This is a genomic window from Algoriphagus sp. (assembly GCF_046296635.1).
Taxonomy (GTDB): Bacteria; Bacteroidota; Bacteroidia; order Cytophagales; family Cyclobacteriaceae; genus Algoriphagus.
The window spans coordinates 74,894-92,470 of sequence record NZ_JBKBKZ010000016.1 but is presented as its reverse complement, the minus strand read 5'-3'; the positions used below and the strand labels follow the sequence as shown (position 1 = coordinate 92,470).

The 17,577-nt window shown below is 42.1% G+C and carries 16 protein-coding genes; 7 read left to right on the top strand and 9 right to left on the bottom strand.

The window, feature by feature from the left end; genetic code table 11:
* The 6 genes from ACK4HU_RS13075 (at nt 1) to ACK4HU_RS13050 (ending at nt 4,402) form a co-directional block, all read left to right on the top strand.
* On the top strand, nt 1-792 hold the full coding sequence (locus ACK4HU_RS13075) for an SDR family NAD(P)-dependent oxidoreductase (protein WP_409807421.1): 792 nt from the start codon (nt 1-3) through the stop codon (nt 790-792).
* Nucleotides 793-873: 81 nt separating this feature from the next.
* Nucleotides 874-1,374: a flavodoxin family protein gene (locus ACK4HU_RS13070; RefSeq protein WP_409807420.1), complete on the top strand. Its 501-nt coding sequence runs from the start codon at nt 874-876 to the stop codon at nt 1,372-1,374.
* Nucleotides 1,375-1,549: 175 nt separating this feature from the next.
* Nucleotides 1,550-2,176: a hypothetical protein gene (locus ACK4HU_RS13065; RefSeq protein ID WP_409807418.1), complete on the top strand. Its 627-nt coding sequence runs from the start codon at nt 1,550-1,552 to the stop codon at nt 2,174-2,176.
* Nucleotides 2,161-2,517 (top strand): YceI family protein, encoded by a 357-nt coding sequence (locus ACK4HU_RS13060; protein WP_409807416.1) that lies wholly within the window; start codon nt 2,161-2,163, stop codon nt 2,515-2,517. The genes ACK4HU_RS13065 and ACK4HU_RS13060 overlap by 16 nt, the downstream gene beginning before the upstream one ends.
* A 53-nt stretch (nt 2,518-2,570) precedes the next feature.
* Entirely contained in the window at nt 2,571-3,284 is a 714-nt protein-coding gene (locus ACK4HU_RS13055) for a hypothetical protein (protein WP_409807414.1), read from the top strand.
* A gap of 131 nt (nt 3,285-3,415) precedes the next feature.
* A complete protein-coding gene (locus tag ACK4HU_RS13050; protein ID WP_409807412.1) occupies nt 3,416-4,402 on the top strand; it encodes an SAM-dependent methyltransferase in 987 nt (328 codons plus the stop codon).
* A gap of 114 nt (nt 4,403-4,516) precedes the next feature.
* On the opposite strand, the gene ACK4HU_RS13045 is transcribed toward ACK4HU_RS13050, so the two are convergent.
* From ACK4HU_RS13045 to gltX, 7 genes are all read right to left on the bottom strand, one after another.
* Nucleotides 4,517-5,572, bottom strand: a complete 1,056-nt coding sequence (locus ACK4HU_RS13045) for an aminotransferase class V-fold PLP-dependent enzyme (RefSeq protein ID WP_409807410.1) — start codon at nt 5,570-5,572, stop codon at nt 4,517-4,519.
* Nucleotides 5,569-5,997: a type II 3-dehydroquinate dehydratase gene (gene aroQ / locus ACK4HU_RS13040; protein WP_409807408.1), complete on the bottom strand. Its 429-nt coding sequence runs from the start codon at nt 5,995-5,997 to the stop codon at nt 5,569-5,571. Before aroQ ends, ACK4HU_RS13045 begins: the two co-directional genes overlap by 4 nt.
* A gap of 59 nt (nt 5,998-6,056) precedes the next feature.
* Nucleotides 6,057-6,707, bottom strand: a complete 651-nt coding sequence (locus ACK4HU_RS13035) for an outer membrane beta-barrel protein (protein ID WP_409807406.1) — start codon at nt 6,705-6,707, stop codon at nt 6,057-6,059.
* Nucleotides 6,708-6,739: 32 nt separating this feature from the next.
* Nucleotides 6,740-9,505, bottom strand: coding sequence for a carboxypeptidase-like regulatory domain-containing protein (locus tag ACK4HU_RS13030; protein ID WP_409807404.1), 2,766 nt, complete (start codon nt 9,503-9,505; stop codon nt 6,740-6,742).
* A gap of 45 nt (nt 9,506-9,550) precedes the next feature.
* Nucleotides 9,551-12,187, bottom strand: a complete 2,637-nt coding sequence (locus ACK4HU_RS13025) for a carboxypeptidase-like regulatory domain-containing protein (protein WP_409807402.1) — start codon at nt 12,185-12,187, stop codon at nt 9,551-9,553.
* An 87-nt stretch (nt 12,188-12,274) separates the two neighbouring features.
* Nucleotides 12,275-12,463: a hypothetical protein gene (locus ACK4HU_RS13020; protein ID WP_304902226.1), complete on the bottom strand. Its 189-nt coding sequence runs from the start codon at nt 12,461-12,463 to the stop codon at nt 12,275-12,277.
* 1 nt (nt 12,464) lies between these two features.
* The gene (gltX, locus tag ACK4HU_RS13015; RefSeq protein ID WP_409807400.1) at nt 12,465-14,003 is read right to left on the bottom strand and encodes a glutamate--tRNA ligase; all 1,539 of its coding nucleotides are present in this window, start codon (nt 14,001-14,003) and stop codon (nt 12,465-12,467) included.
* A 657-nt stretch (nt 14,004-14,660) separates the two neighbouring features.
* Here gltX and ACK4HU_RS13010 point away from each other — a divergent pair.
* Nucleotides 14,661-15,026, top strand: a complete 366-nt coding sequence (locus ACK4HU_RS13010; protein WP_409807398.1) for a type II toxin-antitoxin system VapC family toxin — start codon at nt 14,661-14,663, stop codon at nt 15,024-15,026.
* 20 nt (nt 15,027-15,046) lie between these two features.
* On the opposite strand, the gene ACK4HU_RS13005 is transcribed toward ACK4HU_RS13010, so the two are convergent.
* Together ACK4HU_RS13005 and ACK4HU_RS13000 are read right to left on the bottom strand one after the other, a co-directional pair.
* Nucleotides 15,047-16,174 (bottom strand): App1 family protein, encoded by a 1,128-nt coding sequence (locus tag ACK4HU_RS13005; protein WP_409807396.1) that lies wholly within the window; start codon nt 16,172-16,174, stop codon nt 15,047-15,049.
* 69 nt (nt 16,175-16,243) lie between these two features.
* Entirely contained in the window at nt 16,244-17,188 is a 945-nt protein-coding gene (locus ACK4HU_RS13000) for a pyridoxal-phosphate dependent enzyme (protein ID WP_409807394.1), read from the bottom strand.
* Nucleotides 17,189-17,577 lie beyond the last annotated feature (389 nt).

The window sequence follows — 17,577 nt, the reverse complement described above, 5'->3', positions numbered from 1 at the left end:
ATGGAACAAAGCAATCAAGTAGTCTGGATTACAGGTGCCTCCTCAGGACTAGGACGAGGTATGGCGCTGGAATATGCCTCCCAAAGTGCAACAGTAGCTGTTTCAGCTCGGAGAATGGACTTGTTGGAGGAAGTTGTTGAAGAAATCGAAGCAAAAGGAGGAAAAGCCAAAGCTTATCATTGCGATGTAATGAGCAGTCAAAGTATCGAAGATTGTGTAGATAAAATCATCCAAGATTTTGGCAAGTTAGATGTAGCAATTGCCAATGCTGGAAATGGTGTTATGGGAAAAATAGAGGAGTTGACAGAAGCGGACTGGAAACGTCAGTTTGCAGTGAACGTGACAGGATTGGCATTAACCTGCAAATTTGCTTTGCCACACCTCCGCAAAACAAAAGGGAGACTAGCCCTAATAGGAAGTGTTGCCGCCTATATTCCAAACCCGGGAACTAGCCCTTACGGAGCCTCAAAATCGGCTGTTCATAACATCGGAGAGTCCCTGCAAATGGAATTGAAAGGAAGTGGGGTTTCCTGTACGATAATTCATCCAGGAATGGTTGAAAGTAACATCACCAGAGTTGATAATGAAGGGAATTTCCATCCTGGCAGACAGGATCCTCGCCCGGCAAAATTGATGTGGACTACAAAAAAAGCTTCGGAAGTGATGGTAAAGGCTATTGAGAGAAGAAAAAAGGTATTTATCTTCACTGGACACGGAAAATTCATTGTTTTTCTTGCAAAATATTTCCCAAGTCTAGGGAGAATGATAAAAGAAAAAATGTCACCTAGGTAATTGATGATGGTGAGGTATACTTTGTTGTTTTGGTTATTGATTAGTTCAGTTTGCTGTTCTTTTTCTCAAGAAAAACCGCAAGTGCTGATTACCTATTATTCCCAATCCGGCAATACTGAAAAACTTGCTCAAGAAGTTGCTAAAGGAGCAAAATCAATAGAAAATGTTGAAGTCAAACTTTTATCCATTGACCAAGTAAAAGAAAGTGACCTCTTGGATGCTTCTGCCATTATTGTAGGTTCGCCGGTCTATAATGCCAATGTTGCACCAGCCGTTCTGGAGTTTATCAATTCATGGCCGTTTGAGGATAGACCTTTGAAAAATAAGATTGGGGCGGCATTTTCAACGGGTGGAGGAATTTCGATAGGAGAGGAATTGGTCATGCTGAACATTCTCCATTCCATGCTGATTCAGGGGATGATCGTAGTCGGAGGTGAAGAAACTGAAGCTGGATTTGGAGCGTCTGCAGTGACCGGAGAAGGACCTTTTGATGGAGGAGAGATGAATGAATTATTTCTGAAAAAGGGTTTTGGGCTTGGAAGTCGAGTGGCGAAGTTGGTGGCCAAGTTTCCCGCAGATTAAATTAGTTCGGGAATTGTAAGGAGTTTATTAAACCTATTATTTTTCTTAGAATGTTTTTTTTAGGATGTGATACATTGAAGGGAACCAAAAATTAGTAGGTGTTTTGGTGGATTGCGATGTTTTGCTGTTTTTTAATAAATTGGATAATCGTTTGATATTCAACAGGAAATAGGCAATGAATAAACCCTATAAAATTTCTGCAAAATTTTTACCGATATGGCTTTTAGTCCCATTACCAATATTTGTCTTTACTCCTGATAGTGGAGTTTTTTTCAGTTTTATAAAAAATGAAATCCCCAGAATATGGACAGATGAAGCTCTGAAGGATTGGGAACTTCCAAATTCTAACCCGGAGTTTTCGGCCCAGCCAGTTTCAGAAGAGTTTTATTATGCACTTCCTGAGCGGGTGATTTATAAAACTTACCCAGTCTATCACCCGGATTTTGAGCCCGAGGGATATTGGGATTGGTTGCATGAGCAGGAAGCCGAAATTGTCTTTGACCCAAGTAAATTGAAATCTGAGGAGGATTGGATCAAAGCCGGAGAATTGATTTTTGATTATCCCATAGATACTTTGGGTGCGGTCATAGGAACTGAACATGTGAGAGATCGGGAATTTTATTCCTCAACCAATATGCCCACCACTCCTGAGGGTGTAATACCCTTCGCTCAATGGGTAGTAGCTGGCAAGGGCAAAGTTTACCTTGGAAATTTGTCCTGTGCAATGTGTCATACCCGTGTGATGGAGGATGGAAGTTTGATAGCCGATTTGATCCAAAAAATCTCATGGGTTCTTTTTTAAAAGGGAAAGTCCGACCCACCAGCATTGATACCGGAATCAGTCTTCGGGATCGGCATTTGCAGGGACGACAGTACTTCCAGACCGCTTCCTATCCTGAGATCATTTTAGAATCCAAGCGTATTCAATCGAAGGGCAAAAATGCATACGAAGGAGTATTTGACTTGACGATAAAGGACATCCGAAAAGAGATGCTAATTCCGTTTACAGCAATTAAAAATGGAAATGGGTATTTTTTCAAGGGGAGCTTTAGTCTGGATCGTCTTGAATTTGGGATTGGAGAAAAAAGCTTAGTGCTCGGCGACGAAGTGGTGGTTTGGATAGAGTTTCAGGAAATGAAATGACCAGTTCTACAATGAAAGCCAATCAACCTCATAATTCTTCCTTTTTCAAAATCATGTCCTGGATATTTCTAGGCCTGGTTTTCCTTGGTTTTGCGCCAAGCTTTTACTTAAAATTTTTGGTGGAAGATCAGCCTTTTTATCCCAAAGGACTTCCATATCCCTATATTCTTCACGGATTCATCCTCACCTGTTGGTATGTTTTTTTGGTCTTACAGACTACTTTAATCCAAAACAGAAGCCTCAGACTTCACCGGAAATTTGGTATTTTGGGCGCCTTTTGTGCCTTTTTAGTTTTGATTTCTACCTTCTGGGTGATCAGTCTATTTCCAGCTCGAATGGCTGAATTGGCAAATGATCTAGGGAAAACAGTCGAGGAAGTGGAGCCCGGACTTTCAGGGATTCTCTGGCTTGACTTTTTTATGAGTTTGTTATTTGTGGGATTTGTTGGACTTGGGATTTCAGAGCGGAATAAACCGGAGGCTCATAAGCGATTGATGTTTTTTTCGGGATTAGTATTTCTTTTTGCAGCAGTATTCAGAGTCGGTGGGATTGTAGGATTTCTAACTGGTATTAATACCGGTCCAATTTTAGGACTCGTAATACTTTTACTGATTTCTACCTCCATACTTTTTTATGACAAAAGAAGGTTTGGAAAGGTCCATTTACTGACTTGGTTTTGTTTTGGAATCTATTGGCTCGCCATCATTGCCAGTTTTATTTTGGGAGAGTCTGAATCAACAAAAACACTCATTCTTCAATTATTTTGAATGATTTTTATTCATCAATCAACTCCTATCTCAGAAGGGATGATTTTTTTTCTTGAAAAGTTCTAGTAACTTTTAGACTATTGAAAATCGTTTTTTTATATCCCAGTATCAACGCAAACCAAAAAATTCAAATGGAAGAGACAGAAATCAACAAGGAACTTTTGACCAAAACATGGAGTGGATCAAGTGTCAGTGAGCGGGAAGGACAGGCGTGGGACAAGAAAAAGGAAATGGATTTTACCTACACCAACATCGATAAGTTTATCAGATATAGTTTGGGCGAAAATCCAGTATTCAGTAATGCCATGTATCTCGGAGATTTTTCAATTTCTCTGGAAGAAGCGCAACGAAGAAAGCATGAATTTGTCACCAAAGCTTTGGACATAACTCAAGGAAGTCGGGTGTTGGATTTAGGCTGCGGCTGGGGAGGCTGGCTCAAATACCTAAAGGACGTCGTGGGTGCAGAAGGAATCGGAGTAAATCTATCCGATGGACAAGTCAATGCCTGTCGGCAGAATGGATTGACAGCCTACATTAAAGACGCCAGATATGTCAAGCCGGAGGATTATGGAACCTTCGATGCCGTGACTGCTTTTGGGAGCTTCGAGCATGTGGCATCTGTAAAAGACTATCTCGATGGTAGACAGGATGAAGTCTACGAGGACTACTTCCGGCATGTGTACAACTTGCTCAAACCGGGCGGCAAATTTTACATGCAAACCATGACTTTTGAAAAGAATATGATGCCTTTTGATCAAATTGACATCAATGCGCCAAAAGATTCCAACAGCTATTTCATGGCACTTTTGCTGAAGCATAATCCGGATTCATGGATTCCTTATGGATATGAACACGTCGTGCGCACTGCAAGTACATATTTCAAAAACACCTACTACAGTGACGGTAGACTGGATTATGTCAATACCAATAGGGAATGGACAAAGCGCTTCTACAAATTCAGTTTGAAAAAATACCTGTGGTTTGCCTCCTTGGTTCCTAAATTATTCACCGACAAAGAATTTAGACATCAATTAGCTATTTTGAGAGTTCGCCCAAATCGAGTTTGCTTTGAACGAGAGATTATGGGGCATGCTAGATTGGTCTTCGAGAAACTTTAAATTTGACTTTAGCATTAAAAAAACACCCCGGCAGAATCAGATTCAGTCGGGGTGTTTCTGTTTTCAAACCAGTTTGATCCTCGGTCAATTTCAAGGAAGAATCGGATTTTATGCCTAGTAGTTTTTCAAAAACTCAATCAATCGATCAAATTCCTCGTCAGTGATGGCCGGAAAATTTGCAATCCGAAAACTGGTAGGCTTCAAAGGGCCATATCCACCACCTAGTTGCATTCCTTCTTTCTCAGCTGCTTTCTTTACCGCCGAGATCAATTCCTCCGAACCAGCAACAGCCATAACAGTTGTGCTTCTGGTTTGATCATTGTCGACCAACATTCTGAATTTTGCAGATTGAGCGATGGTGTTTTCCAACTTTCGCATCTGCGATCTAAGTCTTGCATCGATATGCTGGATTTCTTCCAAATCCTTCAAAACTCGATTCAAAAGATAAATTCCCAAGACATTTGGCGTGTAGTGTGTCTGGAAGCCTGCAGCGTTTTCCAGCATGAAATTGAGGCTGTTGTATCTACCTTTTTCACCTTTTCTCTGAGTTTTTCCTATCGCTTTAGGAGAAACTATCAATACTCCCAAACCAGCCGGAAGACCAAAACATTTCTGCACGGAAGCATACCAAATATCTGCCAGTTTAAAATCAAGCTCAATTCCTCCCATACTGGAAGTAGTATCGACTGCGATCATTTTTTCCGGAAATTTCTTTCCGATGACTTCGATGACAGACATCGGAACTTGAGAGGCATTTGCTGTTTCATTTTGGGTAATCGCAATGAGATCAAACTCCTCATTGATCTCCAAACTTGACACATCAATGGCCTGATTTGCTTCAAGCTTCAGAGCAGTAGTTCCCGGATTGATATGCTTGGCGTAGTCTAGCCACTTTTTTCCAAAAGAACCTGAATAAATATGAAAACTTGCCTGCTCGACGATCGACTGAGAGATGATTTCCCAACTCTCGGTCGCAGATGAGGTAAAAAGCAACTTGTAATCATCCGGCATGTGCAGCTTCTCACGCATGAGCTGCCCAGTCTCCTGATAGAGCTGCATGAATGCACCGCTGCGGTGATTTGCACTGAGGATCCCTTGATTGTAGGCGTCTTGCAAATATTGAGGGAGTGCGTCATAGACTTTGGACGGTCCCGGAGCAAATGTGATCATAGGTCTGGAGAATTGAGAAAATATAGGACACCAAGTTCGTAGCCTTTCAGGCCGAGGCCTGAAATCATTCCCACACAAGATTTGGAAATGATGCTTTTGTGACGAAACTCCTCGCGCTTGTAAATGTTGGAAATATGAACCTCAAGTGCAGGGGTGGTGACTCCTGAAATCGCATCCGAAATCGCCACTGATGTGTGCGTATAACCTCCTGCATTAAGCAGAATAGCATCAAAAGTGAATCCAACCTCGTGGATTTTGTTGATCATTTCGCCTTCTACATTGCTCTGAAAATAATGAAGTTCGACTTGAGGAAAGCGCTTTTTCAGATTTTCAAAGTAGTCCTCGAAGGATTCGCTCCCGTAGATTTCGGGTTCCCGCTTTCCGAGTAGATTCAGATTTGGGCCGTTGATGATTTGAATTTTCAAAATTGAGAGGTTTAAGGGCTTTGATTCAAAGTTAATTAGTCCCGCTGAGTAAGAAAAATTTAAAATTTCGCTTCTCTAATTCTGAATAGATATGCCAATGTAAATTCCAAATTGGTGGAGTTCATGTCGAATATTCTATCCTGAGACTCCGGATTGGTAAAATCATAAGCAAATCTGACTTCGCCGGCAATCGTACTTTTCCCAAAAAGCTTTGAAATCCCCGCCCCCGCAGTCATGCCATACATCAACTTATTTGGTCTATCACCTGCCGCACCATAGGTTGGGAGCTCGCGTGGATTTACTCCCGAAAATTGTCTGCTGACATCTTTAGCCTGAAGCAAATACCCTAGGTGCGGTCCGAATTTAATCTGAAAACGTCCAGACCTTCCGGCAAAAAAACTAGCCAATAAGGGAGTTTTGAGATATGTAAATTCGGTCTGATTCAGCTCCACATCTTCATTAAACTGCCGGAAACCAATGGTAAGCTGTTGGATATTGAGTTCGATTCCTGCATTTTTTGAATTGAAATACTCCGCGACAAAGGAAAATGTCGGTGAGCCGATCCCATCTACAGATCTGCTGCGATTTGAAGATGTAGCCTGATAACTATAGGTGGAAGTGGCATATCCTCCTCTGATTCCCACACTGAGCTGAGCGAATGCTCCAAGAGGTAAAGTGAGTAAGAACAGGAAGATTAAGTTTTTTCGCATGCTCAAAATTAAAGGAATTCAGTCCAAATGACCTATTTCTGATTGAGGATAAAGGTTCCGACTATGATTTCTCCATCAATTCCAAGCCCTCTGACTTCAACTACTACAGGTCCCTCCGAATCATTGGTATAAAAGGAAAAGGTTAAGGTTCCTTTTTCATCAGCAATCAAAAACGGATTCCAGTACAATGTTTGGCGGTCATCCTTCTCGACGGGTTCGGTGATTTGTTCGTAATCCACCGGAATGAAATTCCCGGAAGGCTGATATCCCTCAACCAGATATTCTTTAAGTCCAGGCCCACTCATCAATGCATCCAAGCCTTGATAAAGATTATCCTTAAGATAAACTGCTATGATTCCATTTCTTCCCTGATCGCCTAGCATTGGAGCTATACGGGTCACTACTTCTACCCGATCGATATCGAATGGATTGATACTTCTCAAGTTGTCCGCCGCAGTCGCCCCACCTGCTGCTCCCATGATTGCACCATTCACCATTACAAGAGGTTCCATACTTCCACCAGCGGAAACAGCTCCTCCCCGAATTCGGATTGATTGCTGCCCTGTCGCACCGACCAAAGTCACTCGCATACTGGGAACATTTCCCACCAGACTATTCACCAGATCGGTATTACTTCCTGTTTTGGTCAGATCTGCTCCAGTCACCACAAAGTCCGGATTGCCATAAATAGCTTGTCTGCCATTAGCATTTTTCGCTTTGGTCTCTTCTGCTTTTTGGGGCACTGCTTCTTCCAGTTCTCTAATTCGGATGGGATTAGCAAGTGTGATCAATTTTGGAAAATATGCCTCGGCTGGTAGTGCAACAGGTGCTTTTAACGGTTTAGAGATGTCGATTTTCAAGGGTTTACCTTTTTTATCCGAAGCGGAAAAAGCCAATTTCATCGGACCATAGTATTCCAATTCGTCTAGAACGAAGGTTCCGTCATTACCGGATTCCATATCAATCATTCCCTGGAAATCATTTACAAAAGCAGTAACTGAAGCAGAAGTTCCTTTGCCTTTTTCATCGGTAACTGAACCAGCGAGATTCAAACTTTTCTCAATCGGATAGGAAAAACGATCCAATCCCAATGTTTCGGAAACTCCTTTAAGATCGAGGACCTTTTCCATTTCCAAAGTTCTCTTGACAGGAACCAATTGCCTTGCATCCCAAACCCCAACCGAAAGATTAGCTGGTATGGCTTGCCCTTTGAGATCGCTTACATTAAGAGTAACGGTCACTTTCTCTCTCGGTCCAAATTGCGATTTATCAGCTCGAATCACAACTCCCTGATTTTTCCAAGAGCTAACAGCCTCCTCAGGAGCAATCCTTTTGTATGGATCAAGAATACTTAATGGCTGAAGAAAATATTGATTGGGACCATAATTTCGCATCCAGTTGGTGTAGGCTCGGATATAATATTTTTCTCCTGATAGGGAATCCGGTAAATAAAAATCTCCGACCACTACCCCGTCCCGAATCTGGAATTTTTTCTCAATCACAATGTCCCGCTCTCCACTGATCAATTCGACATGCAGCACTTTGCTTAGCTCATCACGCAAATATTGATTCCCGTAAGCAAAATACCCTTTGAAATAGACTTGGTCCCCTGCGTAATAATAGGGTTTGTCGGTATGCAAGTAGACTTTTTCCTGGTAATTTTTGGCGGTTTTGGCCAGATCCTGTAGCTGAATGGCCTTGGTGGCATTGTAATCCAAGGGCAGCAAATTGGAGATTCGCTTTCTGTCCATGTCTCCGGAGAATACCAAATCCTGAGGATTTAGGACCATTCCATTTTCACGAACTCGGACCTTTCCACCATTTACTTCCAACCAAGAAATAGGATAAGGTGCATCCTTATAAGTATTTGCTTGCGCAAAGCCTTTTTGATAGTGGATTTCTATCCGGCCTTTGAGATTGATGAAATATTGACCCGCAGGACTGGTCGGAGTTACAAGTGGATCAGCTTTGTACACTACAACAGAATTTCCCAATTCATTGGCGAAAATATCGCTTCGCATATTTTTACTGGCGGACCCTCCTGCCTTGTCGCCATAGAGGTAAAATCCTTCCCGTTCCTGAGTTCCACTGAGAATCGCCCGAAACATATTCATTGGAGACTTGCGATAGACATCGGCTCGATTTTTATCCCATGTTGATTTTTGAGTCACGGAATTCGGAGTCAATTCCTCAAACCTCGCTGCACCGACAATTCGATAATTTGTGGGTGAGTCAAAAAACTCATTCAGGTTAAAGGTGATTTTGTAACCCAAATACTGATTTTCAATTTCAATTGGAAGATCAGCTTTTGCGATAAATGCCCCTTTCTCTGATCCAGTGGGAAAATCTATAACCCAAGGATTCAGAATCTGAGTTTTCGCTGCTGCATCATCGGTTCCAATGAAGAGGTTCTGGAATTTCCGCAGGTCTCGTTCCCATGTTTTGTCCCTAGAGGCTTTTATTTCCACATCACTCAATTCAGTGGCAAATGGCTTCATCGAAAGATTCACCGTCAGATTACCTCCTGCATTAAGAGTTACTTTTCGTGTCTCTGCCACGTAGCCCATAAAGGAAAAACCAAGCTCCAAAGGTCCGGGCTCGAGATTCGACAGGACGAATTTCCCATCCATATCGGTGACGGTAGAAATCGTTGTGTTATTGATGAAAACATTGCAAAATGGAAGGGTTTCACCAGTATCGGCATCTTTGACAAGGCCAGAAATTGATCCTGTCTGAGCTAAAACCAGATCGGCAAAACCAAAAAAGATAAAGACTACAAAAAGGGCCTTTTTACACATAACAGTCAGAGTTGGCTTAGTTAACACAAATAATCATTTTTTCAGTCAATTTCCACTTTGAGATGGATCATTGAGCAGGAATGTCCCAAAGATTGGCTCCCCGAGATCTGTAATACCTCTAATTTCAATCCAAATTGGTCCAGTCTTCTCATTTAATTGAAATTCAATCTGCCGGGACATTCGGGATTCCTCTGCTACAAGTATTGGATTCCAATAAAGTGTAGGCTTGTGCTCGGTAAGAAAAGGAAATTCAGCCCTTGATTTTTCAAGCTCTTCAAAAGTTTGAATTTGAGGAAAGCCATTCAATTTGAAAATCGTATAGTTGTTCATATTGGCTTCCATAGCTTTACTTCGATCCAACCCGGTTTTTAGAATGATAGAAATAATTCCGTTTCTTCCTAAGTCGCCATATTGAGGAACCAGTCTTCGGATGATTTCTACCCGTTTTATGGAGAAAACGTCAAGATTGCTTATCGCATCAAATGCAGTCTGCCCACCACCTCCTGCGAATGTCGTCCCTCCACTAGGAGAATTGACTGGCGCACCATTGATCAAAACCAATGGCTCTCCACCTCTGAATCGAATAGCGGGAGGAGTACCATAGATCGTCATTCCAGGAACTTGACCTGACAAAGCATATAGAAATTGAATCGTTGTCCCATTTAGAAAAAGATCTTCTGTGTTCACTACATTATCCGGCTGACCATAAATCATCGGCCCGATAGAAGTCTCTCGTCTATCCTCAATTACTGCTTCCTCCATCAAGATCTCTCCCATCTCCAAATCTCGAAGTGGCTGAATAGTTGGTGATGGTTTAATCCCTCTGGGAACAATTGCCGGAAAATCAAAAGATTCGGTAACCAGTTGAGCTGGATAGTTTTTGATTTCCAAACTAACATTTCTCAATGGCCGAGCATCTCGATCAGTGGCTTGAAGGGCGATTTCGAAAGTGCCATCAAAATTGGAGGAAGGTAGTTCAAAACTACCGGATTTGTCTGTTCCCAGCGATCTGACATCGGTATAACCATCAATGAAAGCTTTTAAATTTCCATTCACCGGCTCTCCTCCACCATTCAGCAACTGCCCTTGAAGTGAAAACCCATTTTCAGGTTTCCATTTAAAATCTTTTATTGAAGACTTTGCACTTTTTGGCTGAAAACTCTCCTTCATGCTTTTCACCTCTGAAATAGCTACAGCTTGATTCAGGTCCAAAACCGTCACGGATAAGTTTGCATTCACAGGATTGCCAGCAGCATTACTTGCCATGATATTGAGCTTAACTTTTTCCCCTCCTTTATAAACTTGCTTATCTGAAAACACACCGACCCCAACGGCTTTCTGCTGAATTTCGGAAGCTTCAGGCTGAAACTGATGACCCAGAATTTGAATGGGTTGATAAAAATCTGCATCGGAATAATTCTGCCCCCAAGCGGTGTAGGCGCGAAGAATGAAATTGCCAGGATCTTGACTATCCGGAAGCTCCAAATGTCCAAAAGAAACTCCTCCATCAATTTTAAAAATTCGATGCATCCATAAATAACCCGTACTGTCCAAGAGCTCCACGTGCAGCACCTTGCTCAAGTCCTCCGCCATCAGCGGATTTCCATAGTTTAGGTAGGCTTTGAAATAAAGATTTTCACCCGGCCAATAGTGCTTCCGATCCGTATGGATGAAAATTCGTTCCTGCATCGTCTCTGCAGTCTTTTCCAGATTAGCCAGTTTGATCAGCTTTTCTGCGTTGAAATTTGCAGGCAATCCAAAGATCGGATTCATCTCCAAAAATGCCCCACCTAACACCAAATCTTCAGAGCTTACCGGCGCCCCATTAAATTTGACTTCGAGCTTTTCCCCTTTATAATTCAATTCTCCTTTCTTTCCTTCTGGAAGATTTACTGACAAGGGCTTCGTAAAGCTCAAAAGATAATCTCCCGAATTATTTGCAAAAGACACTTCAGGATTAGGATCTGTGTCAAAATTCTCCGCAGCACCTGTCATCAATTCAGAGATATACTTTTGCGGGGATCGGGCATAGATTTTCATTCGTTCCTGACGCCAAAGTGGCAATTGTCCACCGTCGCTTGGCAATTCAAAATAGCTGTAGGTTGCCTGAATTTTATCCGATGATCCTAAAATGAACGGCTTGAAATAAGTTGAAACCAAATAGCCGGATTCATTATTGGAAAAGAAAATCGGACCGACGGAGTGAACTCGAAGGTTTTTGTCTTTTAACCTTTCGAAAATTAATTTGTCCGGATTAAGCAGAGCTATTTCCCGCTTTTTGAAATCAGATCCGACAAAGGCTTCCATCACTTGATCCATGACTTTGGTCTGTTGTCCTTTGGAGAGTTTTTCTCCACTTGGATCCAGTTCATTAGTCTGAGCAAGCTTGACTTCGACATTCTTTTGAATACCTGTTTTTAGCAAAATAGTCTCGCGATGTGATTTCCAACCAAATCCCCAAACTTGGACTTCCCATTTGCCATCCGGAATACTTGAAATCAAGAAGTTGCCAAGCGAATCCGAAAACGCCTGAAACGTGGTGTTTGGGATGAAAATATGCACATCCTCCAGCGGTTGCCCGGTGATTTGGTCTGTGACTTTCCCAGCAATTCGGGAAGTTTGTCCAAATAGAAATATTGTATGAAAAAAGAATAGGAGTGAAAAAGTTAGTCTTGATCTCATTTTTTTAAGGTTATAGAATACTTCCTCAAGTATATAAAAAAAGCTCCAATCTGGAGCTCTTAGTTTTATTTTTTAACATTCGGACGACTATTCCTCTTTCTTCAAATCGTCCCGATCCTTTAGTTTTTTGTCCTCCACATTTTTATTGAGAAACTCATTGATCTTATCAATGGGAAAACTGGAAGAAATTTCCCCGAAAGAATTGATTTCCATTTTGAAACCTTTCAGTTCGTCATGAACTCGAGGCTCCTCTTCTTTTTTCTTTTTCTTTGCCATGTTATGCTACGACTATCAATGTGCTTAACGCAAATCGGATTCTTTTGGCCACTTCGGCACTTCCCAAGATAGCAAAAACCACCATCAAATCGGGTCCCGCCCCCGAACCGGTGACAGCCAAGCGAACCGCCTGCATCACTTTTCCAAGTTTAATTCCTTCCGCTTCCGCTGTGCTTTCCAACAAGATTTTTGCAGAAATTGCATCAAATTCACCATTAAAGCTATCCAAGGCTGTTGCATAAGCACTTAGTACTTTTGCAGCATCGGAGTTCCACTTTTTAGAAGCTATTTCCTGATCAAAATCGGAAGGGGCTGTAATGATAAATTTACTTTCCTTCCACAGGTCTGCCGGGAAAGTCACACGCTCTTTCATCAAATTGACGATCGCTTCTGCCTTATCTGTCGAAACATCGGCTCCATCTGCTTTTGCATTAGCGATAAAATAGTTCATCAATTCGGCTGTGGACTTTGTTTTCAAATATTGCTCATTGTACCACTTGGCCTTGGCGATATCGAATTTCGTCCCCGACTTTCCGATTCGATCCACGGAGAAAGCTTCCACCAATTCTTCGAGTGTGAAAAGCTCTCGTTCGTCTCCGGGATTCCAACCTAGGAATACCAGGAAATTCAAGAAAGCATCCGGCAAATAGCCTTGCTCACGGAATCCAGATGACTTTTCTCCTGTAAATGGATCTGTCCAATTCAAAGGAAAAACAGGAAATCCCAACTTATCACCGTCTCGCTTGGAGAGCTTTCCATTTCCGTCAGGCTTCAGCAAAAGCGGCAAATGCGCAAACTGAGGCATGGTATCTTCCCATCCAAAATATCTATATAGCAATACGTGAAGCGGTGCGGATGGAAGCCACTCTTCGCCACGGATCACGTGGGTAATTTTCATCAAATAATCGTCCACAATATTGGCCAAGTGATACGTCGGCATCCCATCGGACTTCATCAAGACCTTATCATCCAGCGTACTGGAATTCACCATCACCCAGCCTCGGATCATGTCGTTCAGACGAACGTCCTCATTGCGAGGGATTTTAATACGGATTACATAAGGTTCACCGGAAATCAATCGAGTCTTCACCTCATCTTCAGAAAGCGTGAGGGAGTTTTTCATCTGAGTTCGGGTGATGCTGTTGTATTGCGGCTGCACAACACGAGCGGCAGTCAGTCGCTCACGCATCGCTTCAAGCTCTTCAGAAGTATCGAAGGCATAATAAGCGTGGCCTTTTTTGACCAAGTCGAGCGCATACTGCATATACATAGGCTTTCGCTCAGACTGACGATAAGGACCGCAGTCACCGGGATTCCATGGACTTTCCACCGGAGAAATTCCAAGCCATTCCAAGGATTCTTTGATGTAATCTTCTGCTCCAGGTACGAAGCGCGTCTGATCGGTATCTTCGATGCGGAGGAGAAACTTTCCTCCCATTTTTTTGGCAAAAAGGTAATTGTAAAGGGCGGTGCGTACGCCGCCGATATGCAATGCTCCGGTAGGAGATGGAGCAAATCGTACGCGAACTTCTCTGTTCATGGATGTCGTTTTCTCTGCTAAAAACCCGCAAATCCGGGTTTTGGTTTGGCAAAATCAAGGGGCAAAGATAGGGAAATGTTCCTGAAAGGGGGATGGAATGGGTGATATAGAAAAGTAGATGTCCTGAACTTTTGAGAAAATGAATTGCTAAAGTCGAAAGTACGCAGTGATTTTTTCAAGCCTCCAGCTTCAGTTATAGGGAATTTATAGGTAAAACTACGAAATCCCCTCTTCATGAATAGGAATGCGGCTTTAGCCCATTCCTTCGAAAATTATAAGTTGAGTCGGGCTTTAGCCAAATTACATTTTCAAAGAAGCGGAAATTTGCTTTTACAGATTCAAGATAGATTTGAGGATCTTTCTGACCACTATCGCCAATCAGGCTAAATCCAAAAAGTGAAATCCTTCCAAGATTATTCCTTGAGTTTGCAACCCTAAATGAGTAAACCTCTTAAAAAATACAGTTGATCAACGGCTCAATTTTTGTATTTTTGATTACTATGACTGTTATAATAGACAAATCCAACTCCAAAGACACCTCTAAAATACTTAAAGAGAAATTGAAGAAATCTCCAAAAGGGGGAAATCTCACTAAGCATTTCGGGAAATTGAAACGAAAAATTGATGGACTAAAATATCAACTTTCAGTCAGAGAAAATGAAGATTGACTTTATCGCCGATACAAACTTTCTAATTTATCTTCATGAAGGGAATAGCATAATAGAGCCATTTTTAGAATACAATTTCGGTGTTTCCTTTATTTCAGAAATCGAGTTGCTTGGACATCAGGGCATTTCAAAACAAGAGGAAACAAAGCTTAAATCACTTTTAAATGACTGTTTCCAAATTGAATGGAGCTCAAAAATAAAAGACAAGACCATTCAACTGAAAAGGAAGTATAAAATTAAACTGCCAGATGCTATTATTGCTTCCACAAGTTTGATATATGAGATTCCTTTAGTTACTGCCGATAAAGGTTTTTCAAAAATAACCGAGCTCGATTTAGTACTCATCGAAGTGTAAGCCAACAATAGAAAGGAATTTCACGTCCCCTTCTCATCCTCCACCTTCTGATCTTTAATTTTTTCCGTATCACTTGGCAATATCCAACCTTTAGAAAGTGCATGTGCAGCCGCTTCTGTAGTGTCTTTCACCAAAATCAGCTCGACTCCCTCGATTAAATATTCTGAAGCTAACTCAGGAAGGTCAGACCCAGAAACATCCCGAATATAGACTGCTAAGATTCGTGTAGGGTGGGTTTTTACCGATTCAAGATAAATCTGAGGATCCTTCTGACCGCTATCCCCAATTAGGATGAAAGACAAGTCCTGAAACACGTCCAAAATATGATTGATTTGCTTGAGCTTGTGGTCCTCATGACTTCCGGCGATAAACTGATCTCTTGACAATCCAATATCCCGAAGCATCAGAGGACCTTTTGGGATGTCATGCGCATCCAAAAACTCCATGAGAAAATCATATATGTTCCATGGACTACTGGAGACATAAAAAATCGGGTTGCTCAATATTTCATCACGCCCCTTTCGCAGTGCTTCGTAGAATTCGGATACTCCTGCAAAAGGAATCCGAGTGTGTGCATTTTGAGTAAAAGTCACTTTCAGCATTTCCCACATTCGCATCGCACCGGTGATCAAGATCGTGTCATCGATGTCTGAGATAATCCCATAATCTGGATTAGCGACTGGAAAGTAAACTTCCCCAATAGCATTTACCTCGGTAGCTCGTCCAAGAAGATCGTGAAGTAATCGCAGCCGGATGGGTTGCCAACCTTCAATCAATTCTATATCTTCCAATGAAAGTATGATCTCAAAATACCCCTCTTCGTCAGTGGTGACTTTGATAGTTTTCCCTTCAAATTCTGCCTCCACTTCCACTCCGGGAAAGACGATCGTGAGAAAGCGTTTTCTCATTTTCTGGAAGTTCCTCCAAAATCGATCCTCGGCAGCCGAAGGCTGAATGGCTCTATCCGCTAAAACTCTTCCTGCCATGTACAGCTCCTTTCCGTTGCCATACCCTGCATAAGGTTGGATCAGCACTTTTTTCACAAATCCAACTTTCACCCAAACCCAAAGTTTGAGCTTGGAAACTTGCCTCTTGGCAAAGTAAAGGATAGGAAGGATTCGAAATCTTGAAAAGATGGGAGATGGCATGCGGTAAAGATTTGAAATTTTTGGGCAATTAATAAGCTAAATCTTTATCAAAGCCTGTGTTTATGGGTATTAAAACGGCAACTTCCCCAAATCCACATTTCCGCCGGAAAGGATAACTCCGACTTTTTTCCCAGCGAATCGATCTTTATTCGCTAACAAAGCTGCCAAAGGAACCGCACAGGAAGGCTCAATCACTATCTTCATTCGCTCATAGATCAATCGCATGGCTTCAATGGTTTGCGGATCAGTTGCGAGCAGAATGTCATCCACATACTTTCTAATCAATTCAAAATTGAGTTTCCCCAGCGAAGTAAGCAATCCATCAGCAATCGTATTTGGACCTGTTTGAGGGATTATTTCTCCTGCATGAAATGATCTATAAGCATCATCAGCACCAGCTGGTTCTCCTGCGATTACTTTTATTTCAGGATTCAAATAATGTGCTGTCAACGCTGTTCCTCCAAGAAGCCCCCCACCGCCAACAGGAGCCATAATTATTTCTAGATCGGGTTGATCTTCCAATAATTCTAGGGCGCAAGTGGCTTGACCTTCGATTACATCCATAAAATCATAAGGAGGGATAAACGTAGCGCCGGTTCGCTCCACGACCGCTTCAAGTGTTGTTTCACGAGCTTTGAGATTGGGTTCGCACTCGATGATTTCTCCACCATAACCTTTGACCGCTTTCTTTTTGATCTCGGGGGCATTTGAAGGCATGACAATGTAAGAGGGAATTCCCGCCACACTTGCAGCACGTGCGAGGGCTGCGGCATGATTACCCGAACTGTGAGTCGCTACTCCTTTGGCACGCTGCTCAGGGGTGAGTTTCATGACGGCATTGGCAGCTCCACGGGCTTTGAAAGCTCCTACTTTCTGAAAGTTTTCGCATTTGAAAAAGATCTCACAACCTGCGATCTCATTGATTGCAGTAGAGGTGAGAATCGGTGTTTGGTGGATAAAAGGCTGAATGCGGTCATGGGCCGCTTGGATGTCGGAGAGAGTAGGGAAATTCATGATTCAAAGATAGGCTGCGAGAAATACAATAGAAATATACCTCCCTACGGTCGGTGAAATAAATTGAGATAGGCTGCGCGAAATACTATGGAAATAAACTACGCGAGATATACTTCGTGAGATAGGCTTCGCGAGATAATTATTTCCCGCTGATTTGCGCTGATTCAAATCGCTGAATTGCGCAGATTTATTAGGCTTTGAAAAATCTGTGAGAATCTGCGTCTTTTTCTGTGTAGAACTTGCCTGACGGCAGTCAGGTCTGCGGGAAACCAAAATTATATATGTCAAAATATTACTCAATTCCAATCGTCCAAATAGAAAGGAAATATACTGCCTGAATTTTCTTACCCGCTTCTACCATCAAAGTTTTTTGATTTCTGAAAAACTCC